General features: G+C 76.0%; 14 protein-coding genes. 12 read left to right on the top strand and 2 right to left on the bottom strand.

The window, feature by feature from the left end:
* Nucleotides 1–25: 25 nt before the first annotated feature.
* Nucleotides 26–334: a YkvA family protein gene (locus AB0C99_RS27255; protein WP_362480183.1), complete on the bottom strand. Its 309-nt coding sequence runs from the start codon at nt 332–334 to the stop codon at nt 26–28.
* Nucleotides 335–1,058: 724 nt separating this feature from the next.
* Here AB0C99_RS27255 and AB0C99_RS27250 point away from each other — a divergent pair.
* The 10 genes from AB0C99_RS27250 to AB0C99_RS27205 all read left to right on the top strand — a co-directional run bounded on the left by AB0C99_RS27250 (nt 1,059) and on the right by AB0C99_RS27205 (nt 18,263).
* Nucleotides 1,059–3,014: a BTAD domain-containing putative transcriptional regulator gene (locus AB0C99_RS27250; protein WP_362480180.1), complete on the top strand. Its 1,956-nt coding sequence runs from the start codon at nt 1,059–1,061 to the stop codon at nt 3,012–3,014.
* A gap of 166 nt (nt 3,015–3,180) precedes the next feature.
* Nucleotides 3,181–5,445, top strand: a complete 2,265-nt coding sequence (locus AB0C99_RS27245) for a TOMM precursor leader peptide-binding protein (RefSeq protein WP_362480178.1) — start codon at nt 3,181–3,183, stop codon at nt 5,443–5,445.
* 113 nt (nt 5,446–5,558) lie between these two features.
* Nucleotides 5,559–7,421: a TOMM precursor leader peptide-binding protein gene (locus tag AB0C99_RS27240; protein ID WP_362480226.1), complete on the top strand. Its 1,863-nt coding sequence runs from the start codon at nt 5,559–5,561 to the stop codon at nt 7,419–7,421.
* A gap of 41 nt (nt 7,422–7,462) precedes the next feature.
* Nucleotides 7,463–9,124 carry a nitroreductase family protein gene (locus AB0C99_RS27235; protein WP_362480175.1) on the top strand — a complete coding sequence of 554 codons (1,662 nt, stop codon included), beginning with the start codon at nt 7,463–7,465 and terminating at the stop codon, nt 9,122–9,124.
* A gap of 12 nt (nt 9,125–9,136) precedes the next feature.
* A complete protein-coding gene (locus AB0C99_RS27230; protein ID WP_362480172.1) occupies nt 9,137–12,013 on the top strand; it encodes a lantibiotic dehydratase in 2,877 nt (958 codons plus the stop codon).
* On the top strand, nt 12,001–13,131 hold the full coding sequence (locus AB0C99_RS27225) for a lantibiotic dehydratase C-terminal domain-containing protein (protein WP_362480169.1): 1,131 nt from the start codon (nt 12,001–12,003) through the stop codon (nt 13,129–13,131). The genes AB0C99_RS27230 and AB0C99_RS27225 overlap by 13 nt, the downstream gene beginning before the upstream one ends.
* On the top strand, nt 13,128–14,234 hold the full coding sequence (locus AB0C99_RS27220; RefSeq protein ID WP_362480167.1) for a M50 family metallopeptidase: 1,107 nt from the start codon (nt 13,128–13,130) through the stop codon (nt 14,232–14,234). Before AB0C99_RS27225 ends, AB0C99_RS27220 begins: the two co-directional genes overlap by 4 nt.
* A gap of 104 nt (nt 14,235–14,338) precedes the next feature.
* Complete coding sequence (locus tag AB0C99_RS27215; RefSeq protein WP_362480164.1) at nt 14,339–15,370, top strand: ABC transporter ATP-binding protein; 1,032 nt, start codon at nt 14,339–14,341, stop codon at nt 15,368–15,370.
* Nucleotides 15,371–15,372: 2 nt separating this feature from the next.
* Entirely contained in the window at nt 15,373–16,128 is a 756-nt protein-coding gene (locus tag AB0C99_RS27210) for an ABC transporter permease (RefSeq protein WP_362480162.1), read from the top strand.
* Between the two features lie 122 nt (nt 16,129–16,250).
* A complete protein-coding gene (locus AB0C99_RS27205; RefSeq protein WP_362480159.1) occupies nt 16,251–18,263 on the top strand; it encodes a TOMM precursor leader peptide-binding protein in 2,013 nt (670 codons plus the stop codon).
* Between the two features lie 100 nt (nt 18,264–18,363).
* Here AB0C99_RS27205 and AB0C99_RS27200 read toward each other — a convergent pair whose 3' ends face one another.
* On the bottom strand, nt 18,364–18,534 hold the full coding sequence (locus tag AB0C99_RS27200; RefSeq protein WP_030757923.1) for a thiazolylpeptide-type bacteriocin: 171 nt from the start codon (nt 18,532–18,534) through the stop codon (nt 18,364–18,366).
* 167 nt (nt 18,535–18,701) lie between these two features.
* Between AB0C99_RS27200 and AB0C99_RS27195 the strand changes: the two genes are divergently transcribed.
* Nucleotides 18,702–20,027 carry an amidohydrolase gene (locus AB0C99_RS27195; protein ID WP_362480155.1) on the top strand — a complete coding sequence of 442 codons (1,326 nt, stop codon included), beginning with the start codon at nt 18,702–18,704 and terminating at the stop codon, nt 20,025–20,027.
* Nucleotides 20,028–20,181: 154 nt separating this feature from the next.
* Nucleotides 20,182–21,546 carry a CHAT domain-containing protein gene (locus AB0C99_RS27190; RefSeq protein WP_362480152.1) on the top strand — a complete coding sequence of 455 codons (1,365 nt, stop codon included), beginning with the start codon at nt 20,182–20,184 and terminating at the stop codon, nt 21,544–21,546.

The raw sequence follows: 21,546 nt of genomic DNA, 5'->3' as shown, positions 1-21,546 counted from the left end.
GCGCACCCTGTGGCCGGAGAGGGGACTACCCGGCCGGGTCCGCCGGCTTCAGTGCCGCCTGGGCGCCCGCCTGGTGGAGGGAGCGGAGGGCCGCGAGCAGGATGCCGATGTCGTCGAGGAAGATCGGGTCGGGGAGCAGGTCGACCGGGCTGACCAGGTAGAGCAGGGCGCCCCAGAAGAGCAGCTTGCGGGAGAGCGGGATGCCCGTGTCGGCGAGCAGCTTGCGCGCCCGGAACAGGCGTACGGCCAGCACGACCGCGACCACGAGGGTGGCCACGACGAGCAGGGCCGCCACGACCCACCAGAATCCGCTCACGCCGCTCACGCCGTCCATCGACCGCTCCTCCGCCTTGGCCTTCTTCCGTCGTCTTTCCGTAGGGATGCAGGTTACGCGGATTAGGCGCGTTCCGAGCATTTTCGTTGCGTTGGCCGGAAGTCACCGGATTCCGTCACGGACGGCCACGGCGCGTGTCCGGTGACCGGCGGCACCTCTGCCGCACCGGGTGTTCGTGTATGGGACGTTTCGTCGAGATGCGTTGTTCACGCTGGTCACGGACGGCCGCACGGCGGTGCGGGCACGCGCCCCGCCGGGACATCGACGATTCACGGCCATCGAGGCCGAAGCCGGATGGATCGAAAGTGGCCATTCTTTGCCTCCGGCGTACCCGGACCGCGACTCCGCCGGGGCGGCGGGGCGTTCTCGGTCGGCGTCCGGATAGCGGACGGGTGGTGTCATGACCTCATCACTGAGTGCCCTGGCCCCCGCCACCGACGCCCCCCTGCACGGATCACGCCGCACCGTCAACCGCGCACCGCCGGATGTCCGGAAGGGCGCAGGCCCCGTCCCCTCCCCGCCGTCACCGCTGTACCTTCCTCCTGACCCTGACGCCGACCGGGGCCGCCCAGCGCCGCACACCCCCCGCACCCCTCTGCCTTCCCGGTGGTTCGTCATGCTCGCTGCACCCGCCCGGCCCCCCACCTCACGCCTCCGGCCGCACAGCTCCGGCCATCCGTAGGAATCCCCCCGGCACCAGCGGACGAGGAAGGCGAAGACGACGGTGCGATTCCAATTGCTCGGGCCCCTGAGCGTCACCGACGGGCGGGACGTCGTGGTGCTCCCGCCCTCCAAGCCCACGGCGCTGCTCGCCGCGCTGCTCGTCCGGCCGGGGTCGGTCGTGCCCGCCGACCGGCTCCGCGACTTCGTCTGGGGCGAGGAGCACCCCGCCACGGCCAAGACCGCGCTCCAGAGCTGCGTCCTGCGGCTGCGACGCCTGTTCGCCAAGTACGGCATCGAGCACCAGGCCGTCGTCGCGGTCGCCGGGGGCTACCGGATCGACGCCGACGCCGACACGCTCGACCTGCTCCACTTCCGCCAGCTCGTCGAGCGGGCCGGAGCCCGTGACGACGGCTCGGAGCTGTACACGCTGCGCAGCGCTCTCGCCCTGTGGCAGGGCGGTCTGCTCGCCAACGTCCCCTCCGACCTGCTGCACCGCGACGAGGTGCCCCGCCTCGCGGAGGAACGGCTCCGGGTCCTGGAGCGGGTCTGCGACATCGAGCTGGAGCAGGGCCGATGTCGCGAAGCCCTCGTCGATCTATGGGAGGTTACGCGCGTATACCCCGCCCACGAGCGCTTCGCCGAGCAGCTCGTCGAGGCCCTCTACCGCACGGGCCGGCAGACCGAGGCGCTCGCCGAGTACCGCAGGATCAAGGAGCACCTGCGCGAACGGCTCGGCGTCGATCCCCGGGCCGAACTCCAGCGCCTGGAGCTGGCGATCCTGCGCGGCGAGGAGCTCGGGCGGGACGCGGGCGGCGGGACGGCACGAAGGGCGGGCGGGAGCACGGCGGCCACGGCCCCACCTGCGCTCGCGCCGGTCGCCGCGCCCGCGAGCGCACCCGCGCTCATGGCCCCCGTACCGCATCCGCAGCCGGCGGCCGTCCCGCCCGTCGCCGGTCCGCGCGCCCTGCCCGACACCGCCCCCGGCTTCACCGGGCGGGAGTACGAAGTCGACTCTCTCGTACGCCTGTTGAGATCGGACAGACCCGAGGACGGCTCCGGGCGCGCGCCGTTCGCCGTGCTCTCCGGGGCCCCCGGCATCGGCAAGACCGCCCTCGCGCTGCACGTCGCCCGTCTCGTGAGCGGCCGCTTCCCGGACGGCTGCCTCCTGGTGCCGCTGACCCGCGCCGACGGCACTCCCCGCCCGGCGGAGGAGGCCGCCGAGGAGCTGCGCCGCGCACTGCCCGCCGGGCCCGGCGCGGGCCGGGCGCGGGCGCTCCTCGTCCTGGACGACGCCGTCCACCCCGACCAGGTCCGCCCGCTGCTCGCCGCCCCCGTCTGCGGCGCGGCGATCGTCACCAGCCGGATGGGGCTCGCCGCGCTCGTCGCCACCCACGGCGGCACCGTGCACCGGCTCGGAGCGCTCGCCCCGGAGCGGTCGCGGGAGCTGCTGACCGCCGTGCTCGGCCGGGAGCGCCTGGCCGCCGAACCGGACGCGGCGCTGCCCCTCGCGGACGCCTGCGGGCACCATCCGCTGGCCCTGCGGATCGCCGCCGCCCGGCTCCTGACCCGTCCCCGGCTGCGCCTGGCCGACTACGCCGACTGGCTCCGGCACGACCCCGTGGGCCGGCTCAGCCTCGCGGACGATCCCCGGATGTCGGTGCCGCAGCGGTTCGACGAGGCCCTGCGGCGGCTGCCGCCCGCGCTGGCGAAGGCCCATCTCCGGCTCGCCGCGTCGCCGCACGATCCGTTCACCGCCGCCGTGGCGGCCGGACTCCTCGGGCTGCCGGAGGACACGGCGGAGCAGGTGATCGAGCGGCTGCTCGACGCCGGTCTCCTGGAGGAGGGGCAGCCCGGCGCGTTCTGGGCGCACGAGCTGCTGCGGGCCCACGCCCGCCGCGCCGCCGATGCCGCCCCCGGCCGCTCCCCCGCGCTGCCGCGCCCGCCCCGGTACCGGGGCCACGACGGGGCCGGTGACACACAGCGGCGGGACGGGACCCGGCCGCCCGCCCTGAGGTGACCCGCCGGGGCCACCCGCCCCGGACCGTGACACCCGACCGCCCTCCCGCACGGCCCGCGCCCCCGTCCGCACCGAACACTCCGACCACACGCACCACTCCACCCCCACCACCCTCACCACACCGCCCCCTCCCCACCACCCCCGTACCGAGAGGTGTGACGCACGCATGACCCTTACGTCGTACGCGGAGATCGCCGGAACCCGGCCCCGGGTCCGCCGGGACGTCCTGTTCACCCAGACCCCCGACGGCGTGATCTTCCACAACGCCGACGGCGGCTTCCAGCTCACCGCGAAGTCCGGCTACCGCTTCGCGACCCTCCTCATGCCGTATCTCGACGGCAGCAGAGCCGTCGAGGAGATATGCGCCGGATTCGGGGACGCGCAGAAGGCCATGGTGGGCGAGCTGGTGCGGGCGCTGTACGGGCGGGGCTTCGCCCGTCCCGTGCCGGCGCCGGACGAGACCGCCGGCTCCGCCGCGCCCACGCCCACGCCGGAGGCCGCCGCCCGCTTCGCCCCGCAGATCGGCTACCTCGACCACTACGCCGACGGCGCCGAGGAGCGTTTCGCGCGCTTCCGGGGCACCCGGGTCGCCGTCCTCGGCGACGGCCCGGTGGCCCGCTGGTGCGTGCTCTCCCTCCTCCGCAACGGCTGCGCCGCCGTCGGCGTGGACCGCGCCCTCACCGACGGCTCCGGCGCGGTGACGGCGGAGGAGTTCGCGGCCGTCCGCGCGGAGGCCGCCGCGCTCGCCGACGAGGGCTGCCCGGTCGAGCTGGCCCCGCTGCCGGACCCGGACCCGGCCGCCGGCCGTGCCGCCTGGGCGGCGTACGAGGGCTACGACGTGGTGGTGGCCGCCGCCGGGTCCGGCGTCCCGGGGCTGGTGCTGCCGCTGCTGCGCGAGGGCGTGCCCCCGGGCCGTACGCTGCTGCCCGCGTGGACGTTCGGCGGCCTGGCCGTCGTCGGCCCGGTGTCCTCGGCCGACTCGGCGGCCTGCTGGGCCTGCGCCGCGCTCCGGCTCGGCTCGGGCGGCGGCCTGGGCGGCGGTTCGGCCGCCGCGGACGCGGCGGAGCTGTGGAGCGGCGCCGCGCTCGGCACCGGCACACCCGGGGCCGGGCCGACCGGCCCGCTCGCCGCGATGCTCGGGAACCTGCTCGGCTACGAGGTGTTCCGGCTGGTCACCGGGGCCATGCCGGCCGAGACCCGGGACCGGGTCCTCGTCCAGTCCATGGCCACCCTCGACGTCGCGTCGGAGCCGCTGCTCCCGCACCCGCGCTGCCCGTTCTGCTCGACCGCCGCCGCCCTGCCCGAGCCGGTCGACGTGACATCGGCGCCGCCGCGCCCCGCCTTCCTGCCGACGGTCGCCACCGCGCCCGACGACGACGCCGCCCAGGGGCCGCTGGCGGAGCTGGAGCGGCGCTCGGTGCTCGTCCGCCCCTTCACCGGGGTGTTCACCTCGTACGCGGACGAGCCGGTGACGCAGACGCCCCTCAAGGTGGGCGCGGTCGTCCTCGGCCACGGGCCCGGCGGCGGCCGTACGATCACCGCCTTCGACGTGCACCACACGGCCGGCGCCCGGCTGCGGGCGCTGAACGCCGCCGCCGTCGTCCACGCCGAACACACCGTCCCCGCCGCCGTGTTCGCCGAGCCGCTGGACGCGCTGCCCGCCGTCGCCCCCGACGACCTCACCCTCGCGTCGGGCACCGGCCGCACCGGCGGGGCCATCGCCTGGACGGCGGCCACCTCGCTGCTGACCAAGGAGCTCGTACGGGTCCCGGCGGGCGCCGTGCGCCCCTTCGGCCCCGACAACGCGGCGCGCCGCTTCGAGCCGACCCGGGCCGGCGCGGGCGCGGGCTCGGACCTGCCCGAGGCGGCGGCGGCCGGGCTGCTGTCGGCGCTCGCCCACGACGCGCTGCGGCGGGCCGTGTCGGGCGCCGGGGCCATCGCGCAGATCGCCCCCGACGCCTTCGGCACAGACCCGGAGACGACCTTCCTGCTCCGCTCGGCCGCGCTGCTCGGCCTCACCGTCGAGCTCCTGGACCTCGGCGAGCGGGACCGCTCCGGCGCGTCGGTCGTCCTGGCCCGGACACCGGCCGACGGCACGGCCCCCGGCCGCTGGGCGGTCGGCGCCGCGCTCGACCTGACCTCGGCGGCCGTCGACGCGGTCCGCGACCTCCTGGGCGAGGTCCAGCTCGCCGGGGAGGAGCTGGCCATGGACGGCGGCGACCCGCTGCTGCGCGACCTCGTCCCGGCGCTCGTGCCGGTCACCGTGGACGGCCCGGCGCCGTCGCCCGGCGCCCCCGTCGACTGGGCCCACGTGCTGGAACGCCTCGCCGCCGCCGGGCGCGACGCCTTCGTCGTGCCCACGCACGCCGCCGACCTGCCGACGGCGGGCATCCACACCGTGCGCGTCCTGCTCACCCGGGACGCCCGATGAGAGCCGGGGCCGTGGCTCCGCCGCACGTGGGGAGCGCGCCGCCGCCGGGCGCCGCCGCCGACATCCCCCAGGCCGCGCCCGCCTCCCGGTTCGGCGACGCGCTGCGGGCCGCGCTGGCCGAACAGGGCACGGACGCGGGGGTTTCGCTCCCCGCCGTCACCGTGGACGTGCTGGGCGTCGAGGACGCGTTCGCCGCGCCCGGCGGACCGCAGGGCGCGGCCCTGCCCGTGCACCTCCACGGGCGCCAGGTCCTCGTCGGGCCGTGGCCCGCGGCGCCCGGGGAGACCGGCCGCGCGGGCCGGGCCGGGTGCGCGACCTGTCTGCGGCGGCGCTGGCAGGCGGTGCGCTCGGTGCCGCTGCGGGAGGCGGTCGAGCGCGGCTCCGGGACCCGGTCCGCGGGCGACTGGCCGTACGGCGTGCCGTTCGCCGCCGAGGCCGTCGCCACGCTGATCGCGGGGCTCGCGGCCGGGGAGCCGGCGGCCGGGCCGTTCCCCCGGGTCCATCTGCTGGACCTCGACGCCATGACCGTACGCGCCCATCCGCTCGTGCCGGACCCGGAGTGCCCGCACTGCGGGACCCCCGAGGAGGACACCGCCGAGGCGGCCGTCCTGGCGCCGCCGCCGGCCCCGAAGTACCGGCCCGGTGTCTTCCGGGTGCGCCGGATCGAGGACTACGCGCTGCCCGTGGACGCGTTCGCCAACCCCCACTGGGGGGCGATCGGCCCGTCCGTCGTCCTCGACGTGGCCTCGACGACCACCTCGGCCACCGTGGGCTGCTTCTCGTCCCGGTCCGGGGAGTACCTGCGCGAGACGTTCTGGGGCGGGCACGCCGACTCGTACGCGCACAGCCGGGACATCGGGGTGCTGGAGGGGCTCGAACGGTACGCGGGGATGCGCGCCCGGACCCGGAAGGCCTGGCTCCGGGCGTCCCTTGACGAGCTCGGCGCGGTCGCCGTCGACCCGCGCGTGACCGGTCTGTACGCGGACGCCTTCCACCGCGACAACCCGCGCGTGCGGCCCTTCGCCCCGGACCGGAAGATCCCCTGGGTGTGGGGCTGGTCGCTGCGCGACGGGGCGGCGCGGGCGGTGCCGGAGATCCTGGCGTACTACCACGCCCCGGGCCTGGAGAACCGGTTCGTCCAGGAGAGCTCCAACGGGTGCGCGTCCGGCGGCAGTCTGGCGGAGGCCGTGTACTTCGGCCTGATGGAGGTGATCGAGCGCGACGCCTTCCTGCTGGCCTGGTACGGGCAGGTCCCGCTGCGCGAGATCGACCCGGCGACCAGCACCCGGCCGGGCACCCGCCATCTCGTCGAGCGGCTCGCGATGTACGGCTACCGGGCGCGGTTCTTCGACACCCGCGCCGACCTCCCGGTCCCGGTGGTCACCGCGTGCGCCGAGCGCTTCGACGGGGGCCTCGGCCGCATGTGCTTCGGCGCGGGCGCGGGCCTCGACCCCGAGTCCGCCCTCGACGCGGCGCTGTGCGAGATCGCCACCGACGCCGTCAACCTGGTGGGCAGGACCCGGCGCGACGAGGCCCGGCTGCGGGCGATGGCCGCCGACTTCGACCTGGTCACCACCCTCCACGACCACCCCCTCCTGTACGGGGTCCCCGAGATGGGCCGGCACGCCGACTTCCTGCTGCGGCAGCCGGACCCCCGGCCGCCGCTCGCCGTCGCCGACCTCGCCCGGCCCGACGCAGGGCGGGCGGCACCGGGCGGCCCCGCCGTCGCCACGGACGTGCGCGAGGACCTGCGGCGCGCGGTCGGCGCGGTGACGGCGGCGGGCCTCGACGTGGTGGTGGTCGACCAGACCCTGCCCGAGCAGCGCGCGCTGGGGCTGCACACCGTGAAGGTCCTGGTGCCCGGTCTGCTGCCCATCGACTTCGGCTGGTCCCGGCAGCGGGCCCGGCACATGCCCCGGATGCGCGCCGCGCTCGGCGCCGCCGGTCTCCATCCCGCACCCCACCCCTTCCCGTAGCGGTGTCCGTCCCGCACGCCGTCCGAAAGGAGACCGCCCCCATGGGGTACGCCCACGAGTACGCCGACGCCGTCCTGCGCCGCGGCCGCGTTCCGATGGAGCCCGCCGACTTCGTCCCCGACTGGCCCGACGGGCCGCGCCGGGGCAAGTTCCATCCCGGTACGGAGTGCTACGCGCTGCCCGACGGGGACGACCTGCCCGACGCGCCCGCGCGGGCGGGCCTGCTCCCCGGCCCCGGCGGCACGCCCGGCGCCGCCCCCGGCGCCTTCACGCTGCCGCTGCTGTCGGCGATGCTCAAGGACTCGTACGGGCTGACCGGACGCCGGCTCGGGATCCAGGCCAACAGCGACCTGTCCGGGCTGCCCTCGTACCCGCACGCCAACTGGTCGCGCGGCACGGCGGGCGGCGGCGGCCTCTACCCGGTCGGCGTCCACTGGGCGTGCGGCCCGTCGGGCCCGCTCACCCCGGGCATCCACTACTACGACGTGCAACACCACGGCCTGCGGCGCCTGTTGACGGGCGACGTGACGGCCCGGGTGCGCGAGGCGCTGGGGCCGGACGCCCCGGCCGAGGCGCTGGAGACGGACCAGTACCTGATCCTCACCGTGAAGTACTGGCAGACGGCGTTCAAGTACAACAGCTTCGGCTACCACGTGGTCTGCACCGACGTGGGGACGCTGCTGGGGACCTGGCGGATCTGGGCCGCCGCCCACGGGCTGCGGACCGCGCCGGTGCTGTGGTTCGACGAGCCGCGCCTCAACGGGCTGCTCGGCACCGTCGGCGAGGAGGAGGGCGTCTTCGCCGTCGTCCCGCTGCGGTGGGCGGGCGACGCGCGCCCGGCCGACGCGGGCGACGCCGCCTCCGCGTCCGAGAGCGACGGCTCCCCCACCCGTACGGCCGTCGCCGTCGGGCCCGACCCCTCGGTGCGGCACCGGGACGCCGAACGCTCCCGGACCGTCATCGCGTTCCCCACGGTGCTCGCGATGCACGCGGCGGCCCTCACGGGCGCCGCCGACCGGCCCGCGCCCGGCGCGCTCGCCCTCTCGGCGGCCCGGCCGGTGCCCGCGGGCGGCACCCGGATCGCCCTGCCCGCGCCCGACTTCCCCGAGACGCCGGTGCGGCGGGTGCTGCGGACCCGGCGCAGCAGCTTCGGCCGGTTCGACCCGGCGGTGCCCGTCACCCCCGGGCAGCTGTCGTCGGTGCTCGCGGCGTGCGCGGCGACCTCGCTCGGCGGGGAGGCCGACCCGGACGGCACCCTGCGGCAGGTGCGGCTGTACGCGTTCGTCCACCACGTCGAGGGCATCGCGCCCGGCGCGTACGTCTACGACCCCGACGCGGGCGAACTCGCGCTCGTCGTCCCCGGTCCGCAGGGGGCGTTCGTCCAGGAGAACTACTTCCTGGCCAACTACAACCTGGAACGGGCCGGGGTCGTCCTGGTGCCGACGGTGTGCACGGGCGCCGTCCTGGACGCGGTCGGGGACCGGGGCTACCGGCTCGCCGTGGGCGCGGCGGGGGCCGTGGCGCAGACCTTCTACCTGGCGGCGTCCGCGCTGTCGCTGGGCGCGGGGGTGGCGCTCGGCTTCGACAACGTGTCGTTCGTCGAGCGACTCGGCCTTGAGGACACCGGCGAGGCACCGCTGCTGATCATGCCGCTGGGCAACGAGCGGCCGGACCCGGCCGACTTCCGTCACGAGATCGCCTGAGGGGGAGCGACGATGACCCTGATCACCGGCACAGATGCGGATGCGGATGCGGATGCGGAATCCGACACCGGGAGCGGCGGCGGTACCGGCGGCGATACGGATGCGGGCACCGGCGGCGGCTCGCGCGCGGGTACGTCCTGGGAGCTCGGCCGTCGTTTCCTGCTGCGCGCCGCCGGGCTGCCCGTGGCGGCCGTGCACGGGCTTCGCTGCCCCCTGACCCGGGCGTGGGCCGACGAGGCGCTGGCCCGGGAGCGCCGGCTCGGCGACGGCGGCGCCGCCCTGAGCGACGCGCTGCACGCCCTGCTGGAGGCGGCCGACGCGGACGGCGACGAGGCCCGCCGGGCGCTCCTCGCGCTGCGCCGCCAGGTCTTCAACAACCGGCTGCCCGCCGATCCGGCGGCGGCCGTGCGGCTGGTGGCCGGGCTCGACACGGCCGTCGGGGCGCGGCTGTCGGCCTGGCTGGACGAGCGGGTCGGGTACGCGGACCTCCTGGCGACGGGCCCGGCCCTGCTGTCCGGCGAACTGCGCGCGGCTCGCGCCGAGTTGAAGGCTGTGCTCACTCGGGAGCCCCTGCGGCGGGGGCTGTTGCTGGCGTCGCCGGTGCTGGACGGGCGGCTCGACGCGTATCTGCGCGACAGCCGTGACGTGCCGGACAAGCGGATGCGCAAGGTGGAGCGCTCGGCGCTCGCCTACCTTCACCGGACGGCGTGCAAGACGAGCCCGTTCGGCACGCTCACCCCGGTGGCGACCGGCGTCTTCGCACCGGCGGCGGACGGGGGTGCCGAGCTGCGGATCGGCGGGCCGGAGAGCCGGACCGGGCACGTGCGGCTGAACGTCGTCGCCCTGGGGCGGCTGGCCGAGCTGATCGTCGCCGATCCGGTGCGCCGCCTGGACCTGCCGGTCGCGCTGTCGCCCGGGTGGGGGCGGGACGAGGACCGGATCCGGTACGTGCGCCAGTGGGTGACGAGCGGCGACGACGACGCGGCCGTCACGTTCGACTCGGTCCGCGACCGGCTGTTCTACCTGCGGGGCGGCGGCACCCTGGACCGTCTGCTGGCGTTCCTCGACGGGGCCGAGGGGCTGCGCCACCGCGACCTGGTCGCGTGGCTGGGCGAGGCGCACGGCGCCGATCCCGCCGCGTGCGAGCGCTACGCCGCCGCGCTGCTGGAGCTCGGCATGGTGCAGGTGCCGGGGCTGCGGGCGGATGTGCACGGCCCCGACCCGCTGGCCGCTTTCCAGGCGGTCCTGCGCGGCCTCGCGGCGCCCTGGGCCGACGACCTGGCCGCCGCGCTGGACGGCCCGGCCGCCTGCCTGGCCGCGTATCCCGCCGCCGGGCTCGCCGGGCGGCGGGCGCTCCTCGGCAGCCTCCGCGAGCAACTCCTCGACGCTCAGCGGGTGTTGGGGGCGACGGAGCCGACGCTGCCGCGCACGCTGCTGTACGAGGACGTCAGCGCGGGCGAGGACCTGCCCTGCGGGACGGGGGCGCTGCCCGAGGCGGCGCTGGCGGCGCTGCGCGCGGTCGAGGGGGTGCTGCCGATGTTCGACCTGACGCTGCCGCACCGCATCACCCTGCACGGCTTCTTCCTGGCCCGGTACGGGCGCGGCGGGCGCTGCGACGATCTGCTGGGTCTGGTGCACGACTTCCACGAGGACTTCTTCGACCAGTACGTGTCGTTCGCCGCGAAGCGGACGCCGTTCGACGCGGACGGGAGGTACGTTCCCGAGGAGAACTGGCTGGGTCAGCCCGCGATGCGCGGGCTGGACGACGCCCGCCGGTGTTTCGTGGCGGGGATGCGGGAGTTGTGGGAGCGGCAGGGGTCAGGGGTGGAAATGACGCTGCCCGCCGGGCTGTTGGACGAGGTGGCGGGGCGACTGGAGCCGCTGGCCGGGGCGTTCACGCCGCAGAGCCATCACCTCCAGGTGGCCTTGCCCGGCCCCGACGGCGGGGCGGAGGCCCGGGTGGTGCTGAACCGCTCGTACGGTGGACTCGCCTTCCCCTTCAGCCGGTTCACGCACGTCTACGACGGGGCGCCGGGCTCCGGCGGGCTGCCGGGGTCCGGCGGGGCCGGGCTCTCGGAGCGGCTGCGCGCCGAGCTGCGCGAACGGCAGCCGCGCGGGGCGGTGTTCGCGGAGCTGACCGGTGGCCCGGTCACCAGCAATCTGAACCTGCACGGACGCCTGACGGACTATCAGATCGTGTGTCCCGGCGAGACATCCACGGTGCCCGTCGAGGCCCGGATCGAGCTGGGCGACCTGTCGTTGGAGCACGACGAGGCCACCGACCGGCTCGTGCTGCGGTCGCGGCGGCTCGGCCGCGAGGTGCTGCCGGTCTACCTCGGCTACCTCGTGCCGGTGGCCCTGCCGGAGATCCCGCGCACCCTGCTGCTGCTCTCGCCGAGCTCGATGACCCCGACGGACGTGTGGGGCGGGGTGCCCGAGGGGCCCGCCGTCGACGGGGTGACCCGCAGGCCGCGGGTGGTCCACGGCGGCCTGGTGCTGAGCCGGCGGGCCTGGACGGCGGACGCCGCCGTGCTGCCGGTGCGGCGCGCGGGGGCGGAGGAGGCCGACTGGTATCTGGAGTGGCGGCGCTGGCGACACCGGCACGGCCTGCCCGAGCAGGTCTTCGCCACGGTGCTGCGGGACGGCCGCAGGCCGCTGGGGGCCAAGCCCGTGTACGTGGACTTCGCCAGCCCGCTGTCGCTGACCTCGTTCGACGCCCTGATCGACCGGGAGCCCGGCGCCGGGGTCGTGCTGCGCGAGATGCTGCCGGCCGAGGACGGGCTGCACCTGTCCTCGCCCGAGGGACGGCACGTGGCCGAACTGGCCGTGGAGACCTTCACCACCCGCCACCACCACCGCACGGAGGACGGCCCGTCATGCCGGAACTGATCTCGCCGCACTCCCCCTCCGGACCGCTCGCCGCGGCCGGGCCAGGCGAGTGGATCGCGCTGCACGTGTTCTACGCCGCCAGCCCACGTCCGATGCTGGTGGACTGCGTCCGCCCGCTGGTCGCCCAGCTGACCGAGGAGGGGCTGCTCGCGGGGCACTTCTTCATCAACTACTGGCTGGAGGGCCCGCACGTGCGGCTGCGGCTGCGGCCCGCGAGCCCGGAGGCCGCCGAGGAGGTGCGGCGCCGGGCCGAGGAGGCGCTGACCGCCTTCCTGAAGAGCCGCCCCGCGCTGTACGAGGTCGACTCGGGCTTCCTCAAGGACTTCTACAACGCCCTGTTCGACATCGAGTTCCCCGGCGAGGACCGGGGCCGGTACATGGGCGAGGACGGCCGGATGCGGCTGCGGCCGAACAACACGTTCAGCGAGGAGCCGTACGCCCCCGAGTACGCCAAGTACGGCGGCCCGGCCGGGGTGGAGCTCGCCGAGTGGCACTTCCGGCACTCCAGCGAGCTGGTCGTCGACGCGTTCCGCACCATGAACCTGCACCTGCGGACGGTGCTGCTCGGCACGTCGGCGCAGCTGATGATGGTGATGGCGAGCTGCTTCCTGCCGGAGGAGGACCGGCTCGCCGACTACCTGGACGGATACTACGCGTTCTGGCACCGGGCGTTCCCCGGGACCGGCTTCATCGGCTCGGAGGAGTACGAGCGGAACTACGCCGAGATGGCGCCCGCCCTGGGGCGCCGGTTCGCCGCCGTGCGGGGCGCCGTCGCGGCGGGCGAGCTGGGGCGGCTGCCCTCGTTCCTGCGGGGCTGGGCGGAGCACTGCCTCGAACTCCGGGGCCGGATCGCGGATCTGGCCGGGCGGGGCGAGCTGCTGTTCCCGCTCCACGAGGGCCCGGCCCGCGAGGACACCGGGCAACTGCGGACGGAGCCGGCCGACACCGTGCCGCTCGCGCCGCTCACCGCTCTGCCGTCGGTCCTGCCCCGGCTCCTCTCCCCGTACATGCACATGACCAACAACCGGCTGCACGTGACGATCCGCGACGAGGCGTACCTGTCCTACGCCCTCGGCCAGGTCCTGCGGGACCCGCGGGCCTCGGCGGCCGACGCGTGACCGCCGCCGCCGCGCGGGCCTACCGCCCCGCGCTCCGGACCGGGGTGCTGATCGGCCCGCCGCTGCTGCGCGGCCCCCGCACCGTGCACCTGGTCCGGCACCCGGTCACCGGCGACGCGTTCGAGGTGGGTGTCAAGGAGCACTTCCTGATGGCGCGGCTCGACGGGACGCGCGCCCTGGACGACCTGGCGCCTTTGTACGCGCGGGAGTTCGGCCGCCGGCTCGGCGAGGAGCACTGGAACCGGCTCCTCGGCCTGCTCGGCACCCGGGGCCTGCTCGCGGGCGCGCCCGACCCCGCCCCCCGGCCGGCCCCGCCCGACCGCCCCAACTCCTTCTGGCGGGGCACCCGCCGGATGGTCGCGGACGCCGACGCGACCACCGCCCGGCTGCACCGCGCGCTGCGCCCGCTGCTCCACCCGGCCGTGCAGCTCCCGCTGCTCGCCGCCGTCCTCGTCCTCCTGGGGCGGCTGGCCTGGGACGCGGGAGCGCTGCTCGACGGCACGGCCCAACTCGTCCGGCAGCCGGTCGCGCTGGCGGGTGTCGCGCTGTACCTCTGGGCCAGCATCACCCTGCACGAGCTGGCCCACGGCGTCGCCGCCCAGCACTACGGCGGCCACGTCGCCGAGATCGGCCTGCGCTGGCGGCTGCCCGCCGTCCTCCTCTACTGCACCGTGGACGACTACCTCTTCCTGCCCGGACGGCGGGCCAAACTGGTGGTCGCCGGGGCAGGCGCCCACCTCAACTTGCTGCTCCTGCTGCCGTTCGGCGTCTGGTGGGCCCTGCTGCCCGCCGGGGCGCCGGAACGGGTGCCGCTCTCCGGCCTCCTCGCGTTCGGCACGCTCCAGGCGCTGAGCAACCTCGTCCCGCTGCCGCCGCTCGACGGCTACCGGATGCTCGGACACGCCCTCGGCGCCGACCACCTCGCCCCCGAGACCCGCGCCTACCTCGCCCTGCGCCGCCGGGGCGCCGAAGGGGCCGCCGCCCTCGCCGCGTATCCGGCCCGGGCCCGGCGCGTCTACACCGCGTACGCGATCGGCTCGACCGTCCTGATCCTCCTCGCCGCGGCGGGGACCGTCGCGTTCGTGCTCCGACTGCTCGGCTGACCCGACGACCCGATTCCCCGATTCCCCGATGCCCCGATGCCCCGATGCCTGATGACCGATGACCGACGACCGATGACCGATGACCCGAAGGAACCACGCACCACATGAATGAGGTACCGGCCATGTCAACCACATCCGCCGCGGACGGTTCGCCGACCGCCGCCGTCCAGGTCCGGGGAGTCTCCAAGCGCTACGGGGACCGCCAGGCGGTGGACGACGTCACCCTGGAGATCCACCGGGGCGAGTTCTTCGGTCTGCTCGGCCCCAACGGTGCGGGCAAGTCCACCCTGATCGAGATCATGGAGGGGCTGCGCCGGGCCGACTCGGGCACGGTCGCCGTCTTCGGCCGCTCGCCGTGGCCCCGCGACACCGCGCTGCTCCCCCGGATCGGCGTGCAGACCCAGAGCTCCGCGTTCTTCGTCCGGCAGACCGCGCGGGAGCACCTGCGGACCGTCGCCGCCCTGTACGGCGCGCCCGAGGGTGCCGTCGACGCGACCCTCGCGTCGGTGGGCCTCACCGAACAGCGCCGGGTCCAGGTGGAGAACCTGTCCGGCGGGCAGCGGCAGCGGCTCGCCATCGCCTCCGCGCTGGTCCACGGCCCCGAGCTGATCTTCCTGGACGAGCCGACCGCCGCCCTCGACCCGCAAGCCCGCCGCGCTCTGTGGGAGGTGCTGCGCGGCCTGAAGGCGGAGGGCCGCACCATCGTGCACACCACGCACCACCTCGACGAGGCGGAGGCGCTGTGCGACCGGATCGGCATCCTGGTGGACGGCCGGATCGCGGTGACCGATTCGCCGCACAACCTGGTCGGCGCGTCCCGGGCGCCGAGCCGGGTGCTGCTGCCGCTGGGGCGCCTCGACGAGGACCGGGCCGCGGCGATCGAGGGCGTGGAGCGGGTCGGCGTCGAGGGCGGTTCGCTGGTCCTGGAGACGCACGCGTCCGGGCGGGTGCTGTCCGCCGTGGACCGGCTGGTCGGCCTCGACGGCGTCCAGACCCGCTCCGCCAGCCTGGAGGACGTCTACCTCGAACTGACGGCCCGCCTCACCGGGACCGGGAGCGGGCGGCCCGCCGGTGCCGGAAGCCCGGCCGGTGCCGGCGACCCGGCCCACCCGCACGCCGAGACCACGGAGGCATGACCGTGAGCGCCTACACCGCACTGACCGGGGCGGGCTATCGCGCCCAGGTCCGCGACAAGACCACCCTGTTCTTCACCTTCGCCTTCCCGCTGCTGTTCCTCGTCGTCTTCGGGCTGATCTTCCGCGGCCAGGCCGTCGAGCAGAGCGGTCTGTCGTACCTGTCGTACACCGCCTCCGGCGTGCTGTCCTGGGGTGTCGCCAACGCCGCCGTCTTCGGCATCGCCTTCACGCTCATGCAGTGGCGGACCGACGACATCCTGCGGCTGATCCGCATGTCCCCGGCGCCGCTGTCGGCGGTCATCGGCTCCCGCTACGTGATCGCGCTGGTCGTCGGGGCGGTGCAGTCCCTGCTGTTCGTCGGGGTGGCGATGCTGCCGGTGTTCGGCCTGCGCCCGGCCTCCGGCTGGCCGCTGCTGATCCCCGTGCTCGTCCTGGGCATCACCACCTTCCTGCTGCTCGGGGTGATCATCGGGTCGTTCGCGAACACGCCCGAGTCGGTCGCGGCCGTCGCCAACTTCCTGATGCTGCCCATGGCGTTCCTGTCCGGGTCGTTCTTCCCACTGGACTCGATGCCGTCCTGGCTGCGGCAGGTCTCGCTGGTGATGCCGCTGCGCTACCTCAACGACGCCGTGTCGCACGCCCTCGCGGGCCGGGGCGACGCCTCCGACGTGTGGGGGGGCTGCGCCGGGCTGCTGGTGTTCGCCCTGGTCTTCGGCGCGGTAGCGGTGAAGACCTTCCGCTGGACCAGGTCCTCGTGAGCACCGCCCCGAGCCCGTCGGACCGGGCGGCGGCGCACGGACGGGGGCGGCGGCCGGTGCCGCCGGCTGCGGGTCTGTCGACGGCTTCGGGTCTGCCGTCGTCGCCGGGTCTGCCGCTGCCGATGGACGAGGCGCGGGCTGGGCTGCGGGCCGCGCTCGCCGCCCGCCTCGGGCGGGACGTGCCCGTCGTCCCGGTGGGCGCCACCGACGCCGGGGCACCGCTCGGCGGCCCCGGCGCCCCCGACCCGTGGGCGGCCGGACGCGCCGCCGCCCGGGTCCACCTCACCGCCTCCGCCGTGCTCGTCGGCCCCTGGGGCGGCGACGGCACCGCGCCCGCCTGCGGACGCTGCCTCGCGCTGCGGTGGCAACGGCTGCGCAGCCGCAGCGAGCGCGACGCGCTGGAGACCGGCGGCCCGGACGGGCCCCGCCCGGCCGGGGTGTGGCCGCTGCTCACCGACCACGTGTACGACGCGGTCGCGGCCCTGCACCAGGCACTGCTCGACGGCCCGCCGGACGCCGAACCGCCCTCGCCCGAACCGGCGGACCGGGCGCTGCCGCAGGTGTCGCGGGTGGATCTCGCGACCCTCGCGGTCCGTACGTATCCCCTGCTCGCCGACCCGCTCTGCCCCGACTGCTCGCCGGCCACCGGGACGGCCGGCCCGACGGAGGCCGGACTGGGGGAGGCCGGCCTGTCGGCGGGCGGACTCGCGGAGACCGGACTGGCGGCGGGCGAGCCGGCGGCTGCCGGGCCGCGCCCGCTGGAACTCGTCGAGCGGCGCAAGCCGGACCCCGGCACGTACCGGCTGCGGGCCGCGTCCGCGTATCCGCTGCCCCGCGAGGCGCTCGCCAACCCGGTGTGCGGGGCGCTCGGCGGCGGCACCTGGATCAGCGTCACCTCGCCGACGACGGCGCCGGTCGCCGGGAGCGTCTTCGTGCGCGGCTACGCGGGCCTCAACGACGTCACCTGGAGCGGCCAGGAGAACAGCTTCGCCACCAGCCGCACGCTGGCCTTCCTGGAGGGCCTCGAACGGTACGCGGGCACCCACCGGCGGCACGGCCGGGCGCCCGTGACGGGCTCCTGGAACGAGCTCCGGGACACCGCCGTGGACCCCGCGGTGTGCGGTTTCTACGCCCCCCGCACCTACCGCGAGGACCCGCTGGTCGACCCGTTCGACCCGGACCGGCCGATCCCCTGGGAGTGGGGCTGGTCGCTGCGGGACGCGCGTCCGGTCCTGGTGCCTTCCCGGCTCGTGTACTACAGCGCGGGTCTCGCGGCCGACAACTTCGTCTTCGAGTGCTCCAACGGCTGCGCCATCGGCGGGAGTCTGGAGGAGGCGGTCCTCGGCGGGCTGCTCGAACTCGTCGAGCGGGACGCCTTCCTCAACGTCTGGTACGGCGGCGCCCGGCTGCCCGCGATCGACCTGGCCACCGTCGGCGGCGGGACGGCCACCGCCATGGCGGAACGCGCGGCGCTCCAGGGCTACGACGTGCACGTCCTGGACAACCGCGTCGACCTGCCGGTGCCCGTCGTCACCGCGGTCGCCGTCCGCCGCGACGGCGGCCCCGGCACACTGTCGTTCGCGGCGGCGGCCTCGCTCGACCCCCGGTCCGCCGTGGAGGGCGCCCTGTCCGAGGTGCTCACGTACATCCCGCACCTGTCCCGCCAGACCCTGGAGCGGGAGGCCGAACTGGAGGCGATGGCGGACGACTTCGACCGCGTACGGCACCTGAAGGACCACGCGCAGCTGTACGGGCTGCCGCGGATGGCCGTACACGCCCAGGGCTATCTGGAGCCGACGGCGGTGCGCCCGTTCGAGGAGACGTACCGGGACTGGGAGGCGACCGGGCGGCCCCGCACGCACGACCTCCGGGACGACGTGACGGCCGTGACGGACCTGCTCGCGGCGGCGGGCCACGACGTCGTCGTGGTGGACCAGACGACCCCGGAGCAGGAGCGGATGGGGCTGCGCACGGTGAGCACCCTGGTCCCGGGGCTGCTGCCGATCGACTTCGGCTGGAACCGGCAGCGGGCCCCGCTGCTGCCGCGCCTGCGGACGGCGCTACGCCGGGGCGGGCACCGGGCGACGGACCTGGACGACGCGGAGATCCGCTGGATCCCGCACCCGTTCCCGTAGCCCCGGCAAACGCGGAACACGGCACGCGCGGCACGCGGACGCGGGAGCGCCCGGGGTCCTGGCGGACACCGGGCGCTCCGTCGGCCGTGAGGCCGGTGGTTCAGGCCGAGCAGGAGGTGGTGCTGGTGGTGGAGCTGCACGTCGAGGTCGAGCTGGTGCTCGTGGAACCGGCCAGGACGACCTCGCTGGCGTCCGAGTAGTCGGAGATCTCGAAGGTCTCGGCCTCCAGCTCGAGGATCTCGTCGGCGAGCGTGCTCAGGTCCTTGTTCATGGCGCCTCCTCGTGACCACGGTCCCGCACGGGACCGCCGGGGGTGGGTACGTCACCCATTCCACCGCCGCCCGCTCACCGTTCGACGCGCGTCCCGCACGCACATCGCTGGCACGCGACGCCAGCGCCCTCGACCCCGCACCCCCTCTCCCTCTCTCTGGAGCCCCCGTGAACCGGTCCGAGCCGCCCGCACCGCCGGCCCCTGAGGCCGCCGCCGCCGAGGCCCTGCGCCCCGCCCTCACGCTCTACCTGGACGTGCACCGGAACCCGGAGCCGTCCGGCGCGGAACGCCGTACGGCCGCCCTGTTCGGGGACCGGCTCGCGGCCCTCGGCTTCGAGGTCGTGCGGGGCATCGGCGGCCACGGCGTGGCCGGTGTGCTGCGCAACGGCGACGGCCCCCGGGTCTATCTGCGGGCCGAACTCGACGCGCTGCCGGTGGAGGAGCGCACGGGGCTGCCGTACGCGAGCGGGAACGGCGCCATGCACGCCTGCGGCCACGACCTGCACCTCGCGGCGGCCGTCGGGGCGGCGGAGGTCCTCGCCCGCACGGCCGCCCGCTGGCGCGGGACCCTCGTCGTCCTGGGGCAGCCGGCCGAGGAGACGCTGACGGGCGCGCGGGCGATGCTGGCGGACGGGCTGTACGCGCGGTGCGGCAGGCCGGACGCCGTCCTCGCGCAGCACGCGGCGCCGCTGCCGGCGGGGCTGGTCGCGCACGGCACCGGCCGGGCTCCGATCACCGCGGCGAGCGTGGCGCTGGAGGTCGTCCTGCACGGGCGCGGCGGGCACGCGGCGACACCGCACCTGACCGTGGACCCGGTGGTGACGGCGGCGGCCGTGATCACCCGGCTCCAGACGGTCGTCTCGCGCGAGAGCGCCCCCGCCGAGGAGCTCACGCTCACCGTCGGCACCGTCCACGCGGGCACGGCGGTGAACGTCGTCCCGGACACGGCCGAGCTCGGCATCGGGCTGCGGGCCCGGTCGGACGCGTCCCTGGACCGCGCGCTCGCGGCGGTGGAGCGCGTGATCCGCGCCGAGTGCGCCGCCTCCGCCTGCCCGCGCGAGCCCACGATCACCGTCGTGTCCCGGGCCCCGGCGCTGTGGGGGGACCCGGCGGCGACCGGCGCGGTCCGGGCCGCGCACACGGAGCTGTTCGGCGCCGCCCGGGTCGCGGACTGGCCGCCGTCGTCGGCCGCGGAGGACTTCGCGCTGTACGGCGACGCGGGGACGGAGCTGCACGGCGAACCGGACGTGCCCCTCGTGTACTGGATGGTCGGCACGGCCAGCCCCCGCCAGTGGAAGGCGTCGGCGGGCCGCCTGCCGCCGAACCACTCGCCGCTCTTCGCCCCCGACCCGCGCACTGCCCTGCCGCCCGCGATCGACGCCCTGGTGGCCGCCGCGCTTACACGCCTGTCGCCGCACGGCGGTTGGAGCGGGCCGGGCGGAGGCCGTGACGAAAGGCGAGAGACACGGGACACGCAGACGGGGACTGTCTAGTCTCGCTGGGGGATGGCGGGAGGAGGGGTGCGTGGGGGATGCGGACGAGGTGGACGGGGCGGGCACGGCAGGCGGGACGAGCGGGTCAGGCGAGTCAGGCCGCGCAGGCGGGACGGGCGGCGCGGGCGGGACGGGCGGCGCGGGCGGATACGCCGTGGACCGGCGTATCGCGCTGTCCCGCGAGTGGGACGGACTCGTTGCCTCGGTACGGGAGTTGGGGCGGGCGCGCGGCATTCCCGAGCTCGCCGGCTTCCTACAACCCCCGAAGGCCGCCCTCCTCGCGGAGGCGGGAGGCGAGGGAGCCGTGGTGGTCGTCAACATCAGCCGGAGCCGGTGCGACGCCCTGCTGATCGCGGACGGCCGGGTCCGGAGCCTGCCGCTGCCAGGTGTCACGGCCGACGGGGTCGAGACCCGCGCCGTCGCCTACCTGGTGGCCTTGAGCACGCTGGAGCAAGCGGGCTGGGAACTCCAGGCGGCCCTGGCCGAGTTCGAGGCGGGCGGGAGGTCACCCGAGGTGTTCTTCCGGGTGTCCGGGGCTCGGGCCGCGCTCTCCGCCGCCCGGACCGGCGCCGAGGAGGAGCTGGCCGTACTCACCGCGTGGCTGTGGGACGAGATCTGCGGGCCCGTCCTGGACGCCCTCGGGCACACGGGTGAACCGGTCGGCGCGGCACCGCTCCCCCGGCTCTGGTGGTGCCCGACGGGCCTGCTCAATCTGCTGCCCCTGCACGCCGCGGGGCACCACGGCGAGCCCGTCGGCGACCGGCCTCGGACGGTCCTGGACCGTGTGGTCTCCTCGTACACGCCGACCGTACGGGCACTGCTCGCCGCACGCTCCCGGCCCGGCCACGGGGGCGGCGGGGCCGGGCGCATGCTGTTCGTCGCGCCCGAGCCGGCCGGATTGCCGGTCCTGGAGTCGATCGCCGACGACCGCGCGGCGCTCGCCGGACGGTTCGGCGAGCGCCTGACCCGGCTGGAGGGCCCCGACGCGACCGCCACCGCCGTGCTCACGGCCCTGCGGGACCACCGGTGGGTGCACTTCAGTACGCACGCCGGGCAGGACCTCGACGATCCCGGGCTCGGCGCCATCGCCCTGCGGGACGCCGCCCTCACCGTCCACGACCTCGCGGCCGGAAGCTACGACGGGGAGCTGGCGTTCCTGTCGGCCTGCCAGACGGCCGTCGGGGGCATCGACCTCGCCAACGAGGCGATCACCCTCTGCGCCGCCCTGCACGTCGCCGGTTTCCGGCACGTCATCGGCACCCTCTGGTCCGTACAGGACCGGGCCGCCGCGGCCGTGACGCGGGAGTTCTACGCTGCCGCCGCCGGGGACGCGGAGGAAGCCGGGAACACAGCCACCGACGCCGTCTCCGCCCCCGTACCCGTCTCCGCCCCCGACCCCGTACCCGACTTCGACGCGTCCGCCGCCGCCCGCTGTCTGCACCGCGCCGTGCGCGCCCTGCGCGAGCACCGCCCAGGACAGCTGACGGCCTGGGTGCCCTTCATTCACATCGGCCCCTGA

This window comes from Streptomyces sp. NPDC048659 (assembly GCF_040650575.1).
Taxonomy (GTDB): Bacteria; Actinomycetota; Actinomycetes; order Streptomycetales; family Streptomycetaceae; genus Streptomyces.
The sequence above is the reverse complement of the archived record's forward strand: the minus strand, read 5'-3'. Positions and strand labels throughout refer to the sequence as shown.